Origin of the sequence: Caballeronia sp. GAWG1-1, assembly GCF_023631465.1 — a bacterium.
GTDB lineage: Bacteria > Pseudomonadota > Gammaproteobacteria > Burkholderiales > Burkholderiaceae > Caballeronia.
In genome coordinates this window covers 92,522-106,785 of the sequence record NZ_JALQDB010000029.1, presented here as the reverse complement: position 1 = coordinate 106,785, position 14,264 = coordinate 92,522, and the positions used below count along the sequence as shown (strand labels likewise).

The following is a 14,264-nucleotide window of genomic DNA, read 5'->3' as shown; positions in this document are numbered from 1 at the left end:
TGATAAACACTTAAGGAACGCACGTTCGCGGTTCGATTGGGACGCCTTTGCTTGCGCACAGATAACCAAAGCTTGAAAACGTCGATGAGCGACCATCGACCGCCGCGCGAGGAGAATCGCAAGCACACTATAATCATCGAGTGAATTGCGCATTCGTATCGAAAGCCGTTTCGTCACGGTCATCACGACGAGCGAGGCGCGGTTCGAATTACTTCAACACGGAGATCAAACATGTCCATCCGCATTGGCGACGAAGCCCCCGATTTCACCGCGGAAACCACCCAAGGCACGATTCATTTCCATGAATGGATTGGTGACAAGTGGGCCATTCTGTTCTCGCATCCGAAGGACTTCACGCCTGTCTGCACTACCGAGCTCGGCTACATGGCAAAGCTCAAGCCCGAGTTCGACAAGCGCAACACCAAGGTCATCGGCCTTTCCATCGACCCGGTAACGAACCATTCGCAATGGGCGAAGGACATCGAGGAAACGCAGGGCACGGCCGTCAACTATCCGATGATCGGCGACGCGGACCTGAATGTCGCGAAGCTTTACGACATGATTCATCCAAACGCGAGCGGCGGTGGCCCGCGCACCGCGGTCGATAACGCGACCATTCGCGCGGTGTTTCTAATCGGTCCGGACAAGAAGATCAAGGCAACCTTTACGTACCCGATGAGCGCGGGACGCAACTTCGACGAAGTGCTGCGCCTGCTCGACGCACTGCAACTCAACGCCAAGCACACGGTCGCCACGCCGGTGAACTGGAAACCGGGCGAAGACGTGATCATCCCGACTTCCGTGTCGGACGATGACGCCAAGAAAAAGTATCCGGAAGGCTTCAAGACGCTCAAGCCGTATCTGCGCACGGTCGCGCAGCCGAAATAAGCACACGAGCCGACACCGCGCTGGCCGCATGCATGTGGATGCGGCCGGCGCGTTTTCTTTTATGCGTGTCCCGTTCGCCGTTCGGGCGCGGTATCCACTTCACCGGGACGGCGCAACATCTTGTCCACTTCCCCGGCATGCAGTTCCTCGGTTTGAATCATCTGTCGCGCATATTCTTCGAGCGCGACCGACTGACCTTCCACGATCTTCAGCAGATCGCGATACAGATCCAACGCGAGTTTTTCCGATTGCAGCGATTCGCGCAAAATGGTCGCGATATCGAACGTATGGTTGTCGAGCAACGGACCGATTTCAAGCGACGGATAGGCCCCGAGCGTGGTGATCCATTCGCCCGCTTGATGCGCATGCAGTAACGATTCGTCCGCCTGTTCGCGCAGCCACGAAACGATCGGTATCCGGCCGAAGCCGAAGACCAGGAAGGAGTAGTGGGTGTATCGCACGACGCCCGCCAGTTCGGATTCGAGAATCCGGTTGAGCACGCCGACGACTGCTTCCTTATCGAGTTCCGCCATGTTTGCCTCCGTGTTTCCAGTATGGAACGCTCAGCGTGAAAAGGGCATTCACCCATTGTAGTCACGCCGACGCCGTATGTAAGCCGCACGAATCGCGCGCAAGATACGGTCCACGGGAAGGCAACGGCTTTCGAACTTCCTGCAGTGCCTCAGACGGTCTCTTCCAGCCAGACCGACGCCGCACGCGAAAGCACCTGCGACATGGCGGAGCGCGCGCCTTCGCTATCGACGGTCTCGATGGCACGCACGACCTTGCCATAATCGCCGAGTTGCGCATCGGTGGAGACAGTCTGCGTGCGAACGGTTGCCTTCATCGCACGGATGCCGACGCGCACCACGCAACCCATTTGCTGCAGCAATTCGTCGCCGCTCGCTTCGATGATGGCGGCTTGCAACGCTTCTTCAGCGGAAGATTGCAGGCTTTCCGAAGGGCCTGCATGGACGAGCCGCTGAAAGGCCGCGTTGATGCCAATACGCTGATGCCGGTTCGCGCGTATGGCGGCGAGCGCGGCAGCGGGCGGATCGACGAGTGCGCGAAACTCGATCAGACGGCGCATGCATTCCTGATCGGGCATGGCGCGCAAACGCCAGTCGGCGACTTCTTCATCGAATACGAGCCATTCTTTCGCGGGCTTGATACGCGTGCCGGTCTTAGGCCGCACATCGAGCATGCGTCGCGAGATCAGAATGCTGAGCGCCTCGCGCATGATGGTCCGGCTTACCCCGTGCTTCTTCGAAAGAATCACTTGCGGAGGCAATACGTTGTCCTTGTATTCCCCGCTGACGATGCTCGCGACAAGCTGATTCACCACGCGCTTGACGAGCGATGTTTCATATCCATGATTCATGTTTTTGTTCTCGTGAAAACGCCCAAGCCTCTGCCGCGCCTCGCCCGTCGCCGAGCGGCTTGCCGCTTTGCTTTTTGTTTCTGCTCTCGGTACCACTCTTCGTTGGGTGATCACGGCTTCTTCGCCGCAACCTGGTCTCCCCGTTATCAGCCATCCCGTAGCGGTCGTCCTTTTATGAACAGCATCGTCGATCCGCTTGACGGAGCGTATCTCCCGCACGTACGTTTTAACAATATGGTTCATCACGAAAACGACTGACTATAGTGCGTCCGCACACAGTGTTTTTCGCGCAAGCGTTTGCGAGGAACAGCGTGTCGGCAAGCTCGATGCGGTCTGCGAAGCATTCGAGTAGCTTGCCGCCATGTATCGACCTGGAACGCCAACGCTTGCCGATGTGTTATTTTCCGAACCGATAGACGCTGCATTTGCTCGGCGTCACCGGTCAACGACAACGCAACAGAGCGAGGAAGGGACATGAAAGTAGCCGTCATGGGCGCAGGCGCAGTGGGCTGCTATTACGGCGGCATGCTCGCGCGCGCGGGTCATGAGGTCGTGCTGATCGCGCGGCCGCAGCACGTCGAGGCCATAACGCGCGATGGTCTTCGTCTCGAAACACAAACCTTCGATGAACATGTGCAGCTTGCGGCAAGCACCGAAGCGAGCGCAGTGCAAGGAGCGAAGCTCGTGCTGTTCTGCGTGAAGTCCACCGATACCGAAAGCGCCGCCGCGTTACTCAAACCGCATCTCGAACGCGATGCGCTGGTTTTGTCGCTGCAAAACGGCGTCGAGAACGCCGAGCGCTTGCGTGAGTATGTGCCGCAAGAAGTGGCGGCGGCCGTGGTCTATGTCGCGTCCGAAATGGCAGGGCCGGGACATATGAAGCACCACGGGCGTGGTGAACTGGTGATCGAGCCATCGAGTACGAGCGAAGAAGTCGCGCACGCCTTCGTGGCCGCTGGCGTGCCCACCGACATCTCCGACAACGTGCGCGGCGCGCTGTGGGTCAAACTCGTCTTGAACTGCACCTACAATGCGCTTTCAGCGCTTTCGCAATTGCCTTATGGACGCATCGTGAAGGGCGAGGGCGTGACGCGCGTCATGCGCGATATCGTCGATGAATGCACGGCCGTCGCTCGTGCCGAAGGCGTGACCTTACCTGGCGATGTGGATGCGGCCGTGCGCCGTATCGCGGAGACCATGCCGAACCAGTTTTCGTCGACGGCTCAGGACGTGATGCGTGGCAAGCGCAGCGAGATCGACCATCTGAACGGGTTGATCGTGCGACGTGGCGATGCGCTCGGTGTGGCGACGCCGGCTAATCGCATGCTGCATGTTTTGGTGAAGCTCGTGGAGAGCAAGGCAGATTGAATGCCGAAGGGAGCCAGGCACGCCTGATGCTCAAATGTAGCAGGCGCAGAACTGTCAGCGCTACAACTCCCGGAGGTTCACCATGAAGTCGATCATCAAAGTCGTGGCCGTTGCTGCCGTTGTGGTGGCGCCGGTTCTTTCTTTCGCTCAGTCGGACACCAATTCGGCCGTGACGCGCTCGCAAGTCAAGCAAGACCTGCAACAGGTCGAAGCGGCGGGCTATAACCCCGCGGCAGGCGACCGCACGACGTATCCGGCGGATGTACAGGCCGCCGAAGGCCGCGCCGCGCGCCAGAATGGTGCAGCGTCGGCCAACGATAGCGCTTATGGCGGCTCGGATTACTACCGCGCATCCACCGGCTCGCGCGCCATGCCGCCCGTAAATAACGACGGCTCGAAGCCGACCTATTTCGGCCACTAAGCGACGCTCGCGGTAGCGCTCTAACGGCGCTACCGCCGTCCGTTTCTGCGCGGTTCATACAACCGCGCTACCATGGCTTTCCCCTCGAAAACGGCAGGAAGAAGCCATGGAACGCACCGTTAAGATTCCCGGTCCCGATCATCCGATTACTGTCCAGCCCAGTCCTGCGCATGTCGTTGTGAAGGCGGGCGGCCGCGTAATCGCCGACACAAGCAAAGCGCTATCCTTGCGCGAAGCCTCATATGGCGAGGTGCTTTATCTGCCACGCGACGACGCCGACATGTCGCAACTCACGCGCACTTCACACGAGACGTACTGTCCTTACAAAGGCGTTTGCAGCTACTACAGCATCACGAGCCTGGGCGAAAAAGGCGTCAACGCCGTTTGGACCTACGAGCAACCCTACGATGCCGTCGCCGGTATCAAGGACCATCTCGCGTTCTATCCCGACCGTGTCGATTCCATCGAAAAGCAGGGCGCTTAAGACTCAACTCAGCGACGACTTCGCCCGGGCGCGTAGCTCGGCGGTGAAGTCGTCGAGCCAGCCTAAGGCCAAGCGCCAGCTTTGCCAGTAAAGATCGATATCGAGTCGCGTCCCCGGCAGTAGCTCGACCAGTTCGCCACTTTCGAGCCGCGACTCGACCAGCCGCTGCGGACACATGCCCCATGCAAGTCCGGACGTGCACGCGCGCAGGAAACCTTCGCCGTGCGGAACGAAATGCGCGGGCGGTGCAATATCAGCACGAGCAACGCGGCGAACAAAGCGCTTTTGCAATTCGTCCTTCTCGTTGAAATTCACACACGGCGCGCGACGCAATGCCTCGCGTGTCAGTCCTTCCGCGAAATAGCGCTCGAAATAACAGGGCGAACACACAGCCCGATAACGCATGCGACCAAGCTTGACCGACCGCCAGCCCGGTGCGGCATCGGCTTGCGTGGTGACGGCGCCTTGTACATCGCCCGCACGGATACGCTCTGCGGTGTGATCCTGATCGTCCACGACCACATCGAGCAACAGCGCACGTTCGATGCAGAAGTCAGCGGTGGCGTCGATGAACCATGTGCTCATGCTGTCGTCGTTCACCGCGATGCGCAGCCTGGTGCGGCTCCCGCTCGTCGTGCCGGGTAGTGTGGGCATGCGACCGCCCAGTTCGGCTTCGAGCAATTGCACGCGTTCGGTATGGCGGCACAATAGCGCGCCTGAGGAGGTTGCCTCGCACGGCTGTCCGCGTCGCACGAGCAGGCTGCCCACGCGTTCTTCCAGCAACTTCACGCGCTGCGAGACAGCCGAAGGCGTGACGCTCAATAACGCTGCCGCGCGCTCGAACGAACCGGTGCGAACGACCGCGAGCAAGGCATCGAGCGAGGCGTAGTCGAGCATTAGCGTTCCTTAATCTAACTTAGAAAGATTAGCTGGCTTCATGGGCCTTTACTGCGAGAGACTACGGCTTTCGTCGACCATGATCAAGCCCACGCCATGAATCTCACACCTTTCAAGCTGGAACGTTACTTCGCACAGCACGAATTCACCGCACGGCATTTGCTGTGCAGTTCCGATCCCGAATCGATGTCGGTGCGTGACCTGCTCGCGCTCGAACCGCAAGCAAGCGACGGCTTGTTCGATACCTGGCTCGGCTACACGGAATATCCGGGCGCACCGGACTTGCGAACCGAGCTGGCGGCCATGTATGAGTGCATCGATGCAAGCGGGATCATCGTGCATACGGGCGCTCAGGAAGCGATCTTTTCGTTCATGAACACGATGCTTGAGGCGGGCGATCATGTCATCGTGCACATGCCCGGCTATCAATCGCATTACTCGGTGGCTGAAGCGCTGGGCGTAAGGGTATCGCCGTGGCGAGCAAACGAAGCGGGCGGCTGGGCGCTCGATCCGGCCGATCTCGAAGCGCTGCTGAAGCCGCAAACGCGCGCCATCGTCCTTTGCTCGCCGCACAATCCGACCGGGTATCTGCCATCGCGCGAGGTGTTCGACGCTACCGTTTCGTTTGCGCGCAAGCACGGACTGTGGCTCTTCAGCGATGAGGTCTATCGCGGCCTCGAACACGACTGTGCCGACCGCCTTCCCGCCGCATGCGATGTCTACGGGCGTGCAATCACGCTCGGTGCGTTATCGAAAACGCATGGACTGGCGGGCTTGCGCATCGGCTGGATTGCAACGCAGAGCGCCGAAGTGCTGCAACGCATGAGCGCCTTCAAGGACTATCTGACGATCAGTAACAGCGCGCCGAGCGAGTGTCTTGCAACCATCGCCGCGCGTCATTCGGGCACGCTCATCGAGCGTAATGTTTCTATCGTCCGTGAAAATCTACGGGTGCTTGATAAATTCATGGCGCGCCACGCCATGAATTTCGAATGGCATCGGCCGCGTGCGGGCACGATCGGCTTCGTGCGGCTCAGGCAGGAGCGCGCCAGCAGCTTTTGCGCCGAGTTGCTGCAGGACACGGGCGTGCTGGTGCTTCCTTCCACCTTGCTCGATTACGGCGACGCACATTTTCGCATTGGCTTCGGCAGGCGGAATATGCCTGCCGTTCTCGATTACGTCGACGCCTGGCTCGAAACGCGCGCACCGCGCTAAGACGTTTATTTCGACGCGACCGCTACGAGCACCGCGTCGTTTCTATAAGCCTGCGGGAATAATTGCTTGAGATTTCCCACCTTAGGCAGATCGTTAATCGCTATATACGTGCTTTCCGGATGTTCGGTCAAGTAATTCTGGTGGTAAGCCTCGGCCGGATAAAAGCCTTTGTAATTCTCGACATGAGTCACGATCTTGCCGGAATAAACATGCGCCGCATCGAGTTGCGCGATATATGCGGTAGCGACATCGCGCTGAGTCGTATTTTGCGGAAAGACTGCCGAGCGATATTGCGTGCCGTGATCCGGTCCCTGGTAATTCAACTCGGTGGGGTTATGCGCGACCGAAAAGAAAATCTGCAAGAGCCGGCCATAAGTCACTTCGGCAGGATCGTAGGTTATGCGCACCGACTCCGCATGGCCCGTATCGCCTTCGCTTACGCGCTCGTATTGAGCGGTGTCGGCATTGCCGCCCGTATAGCCCGAGACCACTTCCTTAACGCCACGCACGTGCTGAAACACGCCTTGCACGCCCCAGAAGCAACCGCCGGCAAATACCGCCGTCTCCGTGTGGGTGGCGCCTACGCTCTCGTCATGCGCGGGTGCAGGAATGACCTTGGCGTCTTCACTCGAATGCGCGGTTTGCTGCAACGCGAAAGCACCTGCAGCCAGCGCAGCCACGCTAAGGGCCTTGCCTGTCTTGCTGAATTTATTCGCCATGATGGCTCCTCGATGAATCAACCGAAGGTGAAGGCATAAGCCTCGACACCCGAATCCAGAAATTCGATGCTAAAGGTGCGGTCCTTGACAGGGCCCGCTTGCCGCACGAGTTGATAAAGGCGCTCTTGCGTCACGGTACCACTTCCATCGGCTGCGACATCGCTACCATGCGAAGCACCGGGTGGCGCGCCGTCGATACTGACGCGAAAGCGTACGGGCTTGCCATCCGGCGAAGGCCCGAGCACGAGATGCAGATCGCGCGCATGGAAGCGATAAACGATTCGTCCCGACTTGCCCGCGAGCGTCGCGTGCTCGGAGCCGATCTTCCACGGGCCGGCAACACCCCAGTCGTTCACATCGAGCGCCTTGGGCGGGGCATAGTCATGCACACGATCCTGCGTCTGGCCGCCAGGCGACATGAACTGCTCGGCGCGCGCATAGCCAACATAGGTTTCGGGTGAGCGCACGTCCGCGTTATCGGCTTGCATCATCGCGCCTTGTACCGCGATATCTTCGTTGGTGTCGGGCTGCTTCGTCACGGGTGCATTACCGTGACCCGCTTCCGCCAGCAACTGGCGGATCACCTCTTCCGAATGCGCATAGTCGCCCTCGCCGAAATGGTGATAGCGGATCTTGCCCTCGGTATCCACGAAATAATGCGCCGGCCAATATTCGTTGTTGAGCGCGCGCCAGATCGCAAAGTTATTGTCAATGGCTACCGGATAGTCCACACCCAGGTCATGCACGGCTTTCTTCACGTTGTCGACGTTTCGTTCGAACGCGAACTCAGGCGCATGCACACCGATCACCACGAGCCCTTGGTCACGATACCTTTTTGCCCACTCCTTCACATAAGGCAAGGTACGCAGGCAATTGATGCATGAATACGTCCACACGTCGACGAGCACGACCTTGCCGCGCAGCGCGTCCTTCGTGAGCGGCGGCGTGTTGAGCCATTGCACCGCGCCATCGAGCGAGGGCAGCGTGCCTTCCACGGGCAACGAAGCCGTCGGCGCAGTCGAAGGCGCCGCGCTCGCGCGCATCATGCGCGGTGCATCGGCGTCGGCATTGGTATTAGCGGCTTTCATGGCGTTATTGCGAGGCGAAAACCGGTCGACGAGCTTTTGTTCGATGCCCGCCGTCGCTACTGTCGATACCCTTGCAAGCACGCCCGTATCGAGGCCCAATGCGATAGCGGCGACGCCTGCAAGCATCGCGACGCCGATGCCGCGCCGTATCCATTCGCCCGCGCCGAGCGAGCGCTTCATCGCGGCGAATACGCGGCCACCGATGAGCAGCGCCACGGCAAGCGAAGTCGCGGCGCCCGCGGCATAAGCGAGCAGGAGCAGCGTGGTGCCTACGCTTGCGCCGTTCAATGCGGCACCCGTCAACACGAGTCCGAGAATCGGACCTGCGCACGGTGCCCACAGAAGACCCGTTGCGATGCCGAGCAGGAACGAGCCGCCGAAGCTCGCCTTGCCATCGCCGCGCTGGGCGAAAGCCGTCAGTCGGTTACCGGCCCTGACGAGCGGATGCATGATGCGATCGGCCAGGCGCGGCAACAGTAAAGCAAGTCCGAACACGGCGAGAAGTGCGATGGCGGCCCAGCGTCCATATTGATTTGCTTGCGTGGCCCAGCCGCCGCCAAGCGCGGCGAGCGTCGCGACCAACGCGAACGTGATGCCCATGCCGAGCAGCAACGGCAAGCCGCTTTTAACAAACGGCTGATCCGCGCGAGAAAACACGAAGGGAAGGACAGGCAGGATGCACGGACTGAGTATCGTCAGCGCGCCGCCGAGATAGGCAAGAACGATGAGCAGCATGGTCGTGTCTTTTTAGAAAGTTAATAAGCGTTGAGGTGGCCAATCAAGCAGTGCCAGCGGTGAACTTCATCGCGACGCCGTTCATGCAATAGCGCACACCGGTCGGCTTAGGTCCATCGTCGAACACGTGGCCCAGATGTCCACCGCAGCGGCGGCAATGCACTTCGGTGCGCAAGACGCCGAACGAGCCGTCCTGGCGCGTGGCAATAGCGTGATCGAGCGGCGCCCAGAAGCTCGGCCATCCGGTGTGACTTTCGAATTTGGTGCTTGAAGAGAACACCGCAAGCGCACAACCCGCGCACGAGAAAGTGCCGGCCCGATGTTCGCCATTCAACGGACTCGTGTAGGGCCGCTCGGTGCCTTCGCGACGCAGGACGTCGTATTGCATGGAATCGAGCATGCGACGCCATTCGTCGTCGCTATGCGTGATTTCGAACTTCTCTTGCGGCGAGGGCGCGGCCAGCGCACGCAGACGGCCCGTCAAGGCAAACGCGGCTGCGGCAGCGGTGCCCGTCAGCAGAAAGCGGCGGCGGTCTAGCATGATGTCTTTTCCTTCGCTCGATCAGATGAGCCCCATCTTAGGCGTGCGCGGCTTACCGAGTCCTCACCGAAAGTTAAATTAAATGTGATACTTGGCCGCGCCGCTTTTCTGCACAATATCCGGGCTAGCGCTTTAATTCTTTTGAATTTCCTCATGGACCAGCCTAAACGCATTTTGATTGTGGAAGACGACATGCATATCGCCGATGTGCTGAGCCTGCATCTGCGCGACGAGCGCTATGAGGTCGTGCATTCCGCGGATGGCGTCGAGGGCTTGCGCTTGCTCGAACAAGGCGGGTGGGATGCGTTGATTCTCGATCTGATGCTGCCCGGCGTGGATGGCCTCGAAATCTGCCGGCGTGCGCGCGCCATGACGCGCTATACCCCGATCATCATTACTAGCGCGCGTTCCAGCGAGGTGCATCGCATTCTCGGTCTCGAACTCGGTGCGGACGATTATCTTGCCAAGCCTTTTTCGGTGCTTGAACTGGTGGCGCGAGTGAAGGCGCTTTTGCGTCGCGTCGATGCAGTCGCCAAGAATTCGCGCCTCGATACAGGCCGTCTCGAAGTCGCGGGTATCGCTATCGATCCGCTTGCGCGCGAAGCGTGGGTAGATGAGCTGCGCATAGAACTGACACCACGCGAATTCGATTTGCTTTATTACTTCGCCCAGCATCCCGGTAAAGTATTTTCACGCATGGATCTGCTCAATGCGGTTTGGGGTTATGCGCATGAAGGCTATGAGCACACGGTCAATACGCATATCAACCGCTTGCGCGCCAAGGTCGAAAAAGATGCCACCGAGCCTGCCCGGATCGTGACCGTCTGGGGACGCGGATACAAACTCGCGACGGACAGCGCATCGTGAAGTTCATGAAGCTCACCCTGTCGCAACGGCTTTTCGCTGTGTTTTGCGTGCTGCTGCTTGCATGCTGCGGCGCATCGGCATGGTTGCAGATTCGCGCTAGCGATTTGCGCGAGAAGGAAGTCATTCAGAGCCTGTCGCACGGGCTCGCAGCGCATATCGCCCACGATGGCGCGCTGATGGACGCGGGCGATATCGACGCGCCCGCCGTGCGCCGTCTCTTCAGCCAGTTGATGGTGGTGAACCCGAGCGTCGAAGTCTACCTGCTCGACAATGAAGGCCGCGTTCGTGCCGACGATGCGCCTCCCGGTCATCTGAAGCGCGATCGTGTCGATCTTGCGCCCGTGCATCGTCTGATCAATGGCGCGCCGCTCCCCATTTTGGGCGACGATCCACGCAGCATCGACAAGCGCAAAGTCTTTAGCGCCGCGCCGCTTGCCACGCCCGGCAAGCCGTCTTTCGGTTATGTCTATGTGGTTTTGCTTGGCGAAGAGCACGACGAGCTTGCGGCGAAAGCCTCGGCGAGCGCGGTCTTGCGCACCACGCTTCTGTCCATGGGACTCGTGACCTTGCTCGGACTCGTTGCGGGCGTGATCGCTTTCGGGCTCATTACGCGTCCGTTGCGCCGCTTGACCGATGCCATGCGCAGGTTCGATGCAAGCGGGGCATCGGCCGAGCCATCGCCTGTACCGTTGCACGTGGCGGCACGCGAGAACGAGCGGGACGAAATCGTGGTGCTCGAAAGCGCCTTTGCCCAAATGGCCGCGCGCATTGGCGAACAATGGCGCGAATTGCAGCGGCAGGATCGTGAAAGACGCGAACTCGTCGTCAATATTTCACATGACTTGCGCACGCCGCTTTCTTCCTTGCATGGCTACTTGGAAACGCTTTCGCTCAAGGCCGATGTTCTTGCCGACACAGACCGTCGCCGTTATCTGTCGATCGCACTTGCGCAGAGCGCGAAGGTCGGGCATCTCGCGCAATCGCTTTTTGAACTAGCGCGGCTTGAACACGGCATGGTGCATCCCGAAGCGGAGTCGTTCTCGCTCGCCGATCTGCTGCAAGATGTGTTCGAGAAATTCGAACTGCCCGCCGATGCGCGCAAAGTGCGACTCGATGCGCATATCGAGCCGCGCCTGCCAAATGTATCGGCTGATCTTGGCATGATCGAGCGAATCCTCACGAATTTGCTCGACAACGCGATTCATCACACGCCGGAAGGCGGTACGGTCACGGTTAGGCTTGCACATTCAAACGGCCACGTGGAAGTCACGGTAAGCGATACAGGTCCCGGCATTCCAGCCGACGTGCGCGGCGTGCTCTTTCAGCGCGCTTTCGCTTCGGGAGGCAGGCATCGCGGCGGATTTGGCTTGCTGATCGTGCAGCGCATGCTTCAGTTGCATGGCAGCCAGATTCGACTCATCGATTTGGATCAAGCGGGCGCGGCGTTTAGCTTCGAGCTTCCCGCAAGCAGTGCCAGGAGCGGCGAGCATGCTCCGCAGTTGCCCGACCCATCGAATAAAAACGCTTAAAAAAGAGCCCGGCATCGCTGCCGGGCCAAATGGGACGGTCATCACCTACGCTCTTAAGCCTGAAGCAAAGCGCTTTGAGCGTTGCCCGGTTTGACCATCCGCGTGGACGTTGCTTGACTGAACGTGTTTCGTGATGTTTTAGCCCTGAACGCTTAAACCATCCTTAAGATCGCCTGCGGCGCAGTCGACATTGGTGACGTTTTTAGTCAGGTCATTTTCTAAAGCAGACCTCCGGCCTTCGTCTTATTCCCCGCATAATCATGAACCTTGGTGCACGCGTCTAAGATGCAGCAAGCAAAACATTCCGGATGACATTTTCGTGTAAGCCATTGGTACTTTCCTCGGCAAAAGTTTTCTTGGTATTCGACAATATGTTTGCTAGCATGTACTGCATCTGCATGTTTAAACTAGCGCTCCGAGTCTCAAAGCGGTCACCCGTTACCTTATTAAGTCTTTTTTGCGCCTGGTTTTCTTTAGGCGCATTGGCAATCGACAACGTTGTGCTTTCCATCTCGATCTTTGGCAACGGGCACGCACACTATGGGATATTGCGTGTCAAGCTTATTTCCGTAAGCCAGTGCAAATGCCTGCATGGTATTTTTTCGCCGTTCTAATCGCGAAAAAATGCGGCCCGAAGTGAATGCCGCGCGTTTTCTTGGCTTAAAGAATGATTTTCAGGCAAAGGTTCGCCATTCTCGATAGCTCGAATAATGGCGGCGAAATCTTGCGCTTGCGATCTGCGCAACAGACAGGGAGGGCATGTGGAAACCGAACTGAGTCTACGGCTTGCGAGAGCTTTGCGGCGCTGCGCGTCGCATGGCTGTGTATTTCCCTATCAACGCTTTCACGCGTTATGCGGTAAAGGCTTACCGCTCGCAGAACGCTACGCCGCGCTTGAAACGGCCATAAGCGCCCTGGCCGATCTAAGGGATATGGACTACGGCGTGCTCATGGCGCTTGATTGCGGCCTGCCCGGCGCTGAGTTTTTCCAGCGTTATCTCAGGCATCGATACAACGAGTACGTCACCTTGATGGGCGACCCGAAGTATCAGCGACAAACTCTCGCGCGCAAACGGGCGCTGGTTGCGCGTGAGCGCGAGCGCGTTTTCGAACATGCGCGAGCAATCGAGGAAAAAGGCGAGAAGCAGGCTATCGCAGCCTGAAACAAGCGGCTCGATTTACTCAGGCTTCGACAGTTTCGTCGAGGCCTGCTTTCATCAGCACCCAGTCGCGAAAGCATTTCACCTTTTCGACATTGCGCTCGGTTACGCGATAGGAAAGGAAGTGCGTTTCTCTCGCAAGCGGCGCGAAGATGCCTGCCCCGAGTTCAATCAAATCGCCACGCGCAAGCTCGCGTTCGGCGAGCCGTGTCGTTTCCAGCGCGACACCCATGCCATCCGCCGCCGCCGATATCGCGAGTGCGGCACGGTCGAACGATGGTCTCGGCCCGCGCGGCATTTCCAGTTCGTTCAATGCAAACCATCCCGGCCAGGTCACGCGGCTGAGTTGCGAGTCGATGAGCGTCAGCTTGCGGATCTGCTCGGCAACGGGCACGTCGTCGCGCACGAGCGCAGGCGAACAAAGCGGCACGATGCGCTCCGCTCCGAGCGCGCGCGTGATCACACCGGGACGCTCATGCGCGAAGCCATAGGAGATCGCGACATCGACTTCACGCACGCGCGCGAGATCGGCCGGCTCCGCATCCGATGACAGGCGAATGGTCACCATCGGATGCTCGCTCATGAACTCGGGCAGACGGGGCGCGAGCCACTTCGCCGCAAAGCTCGGCGCGCAGTGCACGGCTAGCACTTGCGCCTGGGGTTCGAGCGCAACCTCACCACACGCGGCTTCGATCACATCGAACACGCGTCCAAGGCTCTCATGAAGCCGGCGTCCTTCGGAGGTCGTCTCTACCCGCCGGTTGCGTCGATGAAAAAGCGGCCTGCCGAAGTACTGCTCCAGCTCCTTCACCTGATGGCTGATGGCCGATTGCGTGAGGTGCAGTTCGCTTGCGGCAAGCGTGAAGCTCTCCAGCCGCGCGGCCGCCTCGAATGCGCGCAAGAGAACGAAGTTGGGGATGCGCCTCATGGCAATTCCTTATGCATGAATGCGTGTCATGGTTCTATGAACA

Annotated in this window: 15 protein-coding genes; 8 read left to right on the top strand and 7 right to left on the bottom strand. The window is 59.2% G+C overall.

Going from position 1 to position 14,264, the window contains the following annotated elements; genetic code table 11:
- Positions 1-231 precede the first annotated feature (231 nt).
- Positions 232-888: a peroxiredoxin gene (locus NCT03_RS18505; protein WP_244829646.1), complete on the top strand. Its 657-nt coding sequence runs from the start codon at positions 232-234 to the stop codon at positions 886-888.
- Between the two features lie 59 nt (positions 889-947).
- On the opposite strand, the gene NCT03_RS18500 is transcribed toward NCT03_RS18505, so the two are convergent.
- Complete coding sequence (locus tag NCT03_RS18500; protein WP_250493421.1) at positions 948-1,421, bottom strand: ferritin-like domain-containing protein; 474 nt, start codon at positions 1,419-1,421, stop codon at positions 948-950.
- Between the two features lie 149 nt (positions 1,422-1,570).
- Entirely contained in the window at positions 1,571-2,269 is a 699-nt protein-coding gene (locus tag NCT03_RS18495; protein ID WP_250493420.1) for a FadR/GntR family transcriptional regulator, read from the bottom strand.
- Between the two features lie 474 nt (positions 2,270-2,743).
- Between NCT03_RS18495 and NCT03_RS18490 the strand changes: the two genes are divergently transcribed.
- The 3 genes from NCT03_RS18490 to NCT03_RS18480 all read left to right on the top strand — a co-directional run bounded on the left by NCT03_RS18490 (position 2,744) and on the right by NCT03_RS18480 (position 4,542).
- The gene (locus tag NCT03_RS18490; protein ID WP_250493419.1) at positions 2,744-3,637 is read left to right on the top strand and encodes a ketopantoate reductase family protein; all 894 of its coding nucleotides are present in this window, start codon (positions 2,744-2,746) and stop codon (positions 3,635-3,637) included.
- Between the two features lie 82 nt (positions 3,638-3,719).
- A complete protein-coding gene (locus NCT03_RS18485; RefSeq protein ID WP_244829652.1) occupies positions 3,720-4,058 on the top strand; it encodes a DUF4148 domain-containing protein in 339 nt (112 codons plus the stop codon).
- A gap of 106 nt (positions 4,059-4,164) precedes the next feature.
- On the top strand, positions 4,165-4,542 hold the full coding sequence (locus tag NCT03_RS18480) for a DUF427 domain-containing protein (RefSeq protein ID WP_250467075.1): 378 nt from the start codon (positions 4,165-4,167) through the stop codon (positions 4,540-4,542).
- A gap of 3 nt (positions 4,543-4,545) precedes the next feature.
- Here NCT03_RS18480 and NCT03_RS18475 read toward each other — a convergent pair whose 3' ends face one another.
- Positions 4,546-5,439: a LysR family transcriptional regulator ArgP gene (locus tag NCT03_RS18475; RefSeq protein ID WP_250493418.1), complete on the bottom strand. Its 894-nt coding sequence runs from the start codon at positions 5,437-5,439 to the stop codon at positions 4,546-4,548.
- 96 nt (positions 5,440-5,535) lie between these two features.
- On the opposite strand from NCT03_RS18475, the gene NCT03_RS18470 reads away from it, so the two are divergent.
- A complete protein-coding gene (locus NCT03_RS18470; protein ID WP_250493417.1) occupies positions 5,536-6,654 on the top strand; it encodes an aminotransferase class I/II-fold pyridoxal phosphate-dependent enzyme in 1,119 nt (372 codons plus the stop codon).
- Positions 6,655-6,659: 5 nt separating this feature from the next.
- Here NCT03_RS18470 and msrA read toward each other — a convergent pair whose 3' ends face one another.
- Genes msrA through msrB form a run of 3 tightly spaced genes read right to left on the bottom strand, consistent with a single transcriptional unit; the run spans position 6,660 to position 9,737 of the window.
- Positions 6,660-7,373, bottom strand: a complete 714-nt coding sequence (msrA, locus tag NCT03_RS18465) for a peptide-methionine (S)-S-oxide reductase MsrA (protein WP_250467070.1) — start codon at positions 7,371-7,373, stop codon at positions 6,660-6,662.
- 17 nt (positions 7,374-7,390) lie between these two features.
- The gene (locus NCT03_RS18460) at positions 7,391-9,196 is read right to left on the bottom strand and encodes a cytochrome c biogenesis protein DipZ (RefSeq protein ID WP_250493416.1); all 1,806 of its coding nucleotides are present in this window, start codon (positions 9,194-9,196) and stop codon (positions 7,391-7,393) included.
- A 43-nt stretch (positions 9,197-9,239) separates the two neighbouring features.
- Entirely contained in the window at positions 9,240-9,737 is a 498-nt protein-coding gene (gene msrB / locus NCT03_RS18455) for a peptide-methionine (R)-S-oxide reductase MsrB (protein WP_250493415.1), read from the bottom strand.
- Between the two features lie 153 nt (positions 9,738-9,890).
- On the opposite strand from msrB, the gene NCT03_RS18450 reads away from it, so the two are divergent.
- The 3 genes from NCT03_RS18450 (at position 9,891) to NCT03_RS18440 (ending at position 13,296) form a co-directional block, all read left to right on the top strand.
- A complete protein-coding gene (locus NCT03_RS18450; RefSeq protein ID WP_250493414.1) occupies positions 9,891-10,604 on the top strand; it encodes a response regulator transcription factor in 714 nt (237 codons plus the stop codon).
- A gap of 5 nt (positions 10,605-10,609) precedes the next feature.
- Positions 10,610-12,133: a sensor histidine kinase gene (locus NCT03_RS18445; RefSeq protein WP_250493413.1), complete on the top strand. Its 1,524-nt coding sequence runs from the start codon at positions 10,610-10,612 to the stop codon at positions 12,131-12,133.
- A gap of 761 nt (positions 12,134-12,894) precedes the next feature.
- Positions 12,895-13,296, top strand: a complete 402-nt coding sequence (locus NCT03_RS18440) for a hypothetical protein (protein WP_250467060.1) — start codon at positions 12,895-12,897, stop codon at positions 13,294-13,296.
- A 19-nt stretch (positions 13,297-13,315) separates the two neighbouring features.
- On the opposite strand, the gene NCT03_RS18435 is transcribed toward NCT03_RS18440, so the two are convergent.
- A complete protein-coding gene (locus NCT03_RS18435; RefSeq protein WP_250467058.1) occupies positions 13,316-14,221 on the bottom strand; it encodes a LysR substrate-binding domain-containing protein in 906 nt (301 codons plus the stop codon).
- Positions 14,222-14,264 lie beyond the last annotated feature (43 nt).

What these genes read in the sequence shown, in the direction of transcription:
- NCT03_RS18435 (WP_250467058.1), bottom strand. Translation starts at nt 14,221, where the DNA reads ATGAGGCGCATCCCCAACTTCGTTCTCTTGCGCGCATTCGAGGCGGCC.
- NCT03_RS18480 (WP_250467075.1), top strand. Translation starts at nt 4,165, where the DNA reads ATGGAACGCACCGTTAAGATTCCCGGTCCCGATCATCCGATTACTGTC.
- NCT03_RS18460 (WP_250493416.1), bottom strand. Translation starts at nt 9,196, where the DNA reads ATGCTGCTCATCGTTCTTGCCTATCTCGGCGGCGCGCTGACGATACTC.
- NCT03_RS18485 (WP_244829652.1), top strand. Translation starts at nt 3,720, where the DNA reads ATGAAGTCGATCATCAAAGTCGTGGCCGTTGCTGCCGTTGTGGTGGCG.
- NCT03_RS18500 (WP_250493421.1), bottom strand. Translation starts at nt 1,421, where the DNA reads ATGGCGGAACTCGATAAGGAAGCAGTCGTCGGCGTGCTCAACCGGATT.
- msrB (WP_250493415.1), bottom strand. Translation starts at nt 9,737, where the DNA reads ATGCTAGACCGCCGCCGCTTTCTGCTGACGGGCACCGCTGCCGCAGCC.
- NCT03_RS18495 (WP_250493420.1), bottom strand. Translation starts at nt 2,269, where the DNA reads ATGAATCATGGATATGAAACATCGCTCGTCAAGCGCGTGGTGAATCAG.
- NCT03_RS18450 (WP_250493414.1), top strand. Translation starts at nt 9,891, where the DNA reads ATGGACCAGCCTAAACGCATTTTGATTGTGGAAGACGACATGCATATC.
- NCT03_RS18475 (WP_250493418.1), bottom strand. Translation starts at nt 5,439, where the DNA reads ATGCTCGACTACGCCTCGCTCGATGCCTTGCTCGCGGTCGTTCGCACC.
- NCT03_RS18470 (WP_250493417.1), top strand. Translation starts at nt 5,536, where the DNA reads ATGAATCTCACACCTTTCAAGCTGGAACGTTACTTCGCACAGCACGAA.
- msrA (WP_250467070.1), bottom strand. Translation starts at nt 7,373, where the DNA reads ATGGCGAATAAATTCAGCAAGACAGGCAAGGCCCTTAGCGTGGCTGCG.
- NCT03_RS18445 (WP_250493413.1), top strand. Translation starts at nt 10,610, where the DNA reads ATGAAGCTCACCCTGTCGCAACGGCTTTTCGCTGTGTTTTGCGTGCTG.
- NCT03_RS18490 (WP_250493419.1), top strand. Translation starts at nt 2,744, where the DNA reads ATGAAAGTAGCCGTCATGGGCGCAGGCGCAGTGGGCTGCTATTACGGC.
- NCT03_RS18505 (WP_244829646.1), top strand. Translation starts at nt 232, where the DNA reads ATGTCCATCCGCATTGGCGACGAAGCCCCCGATTTCACCGCGGAAACC.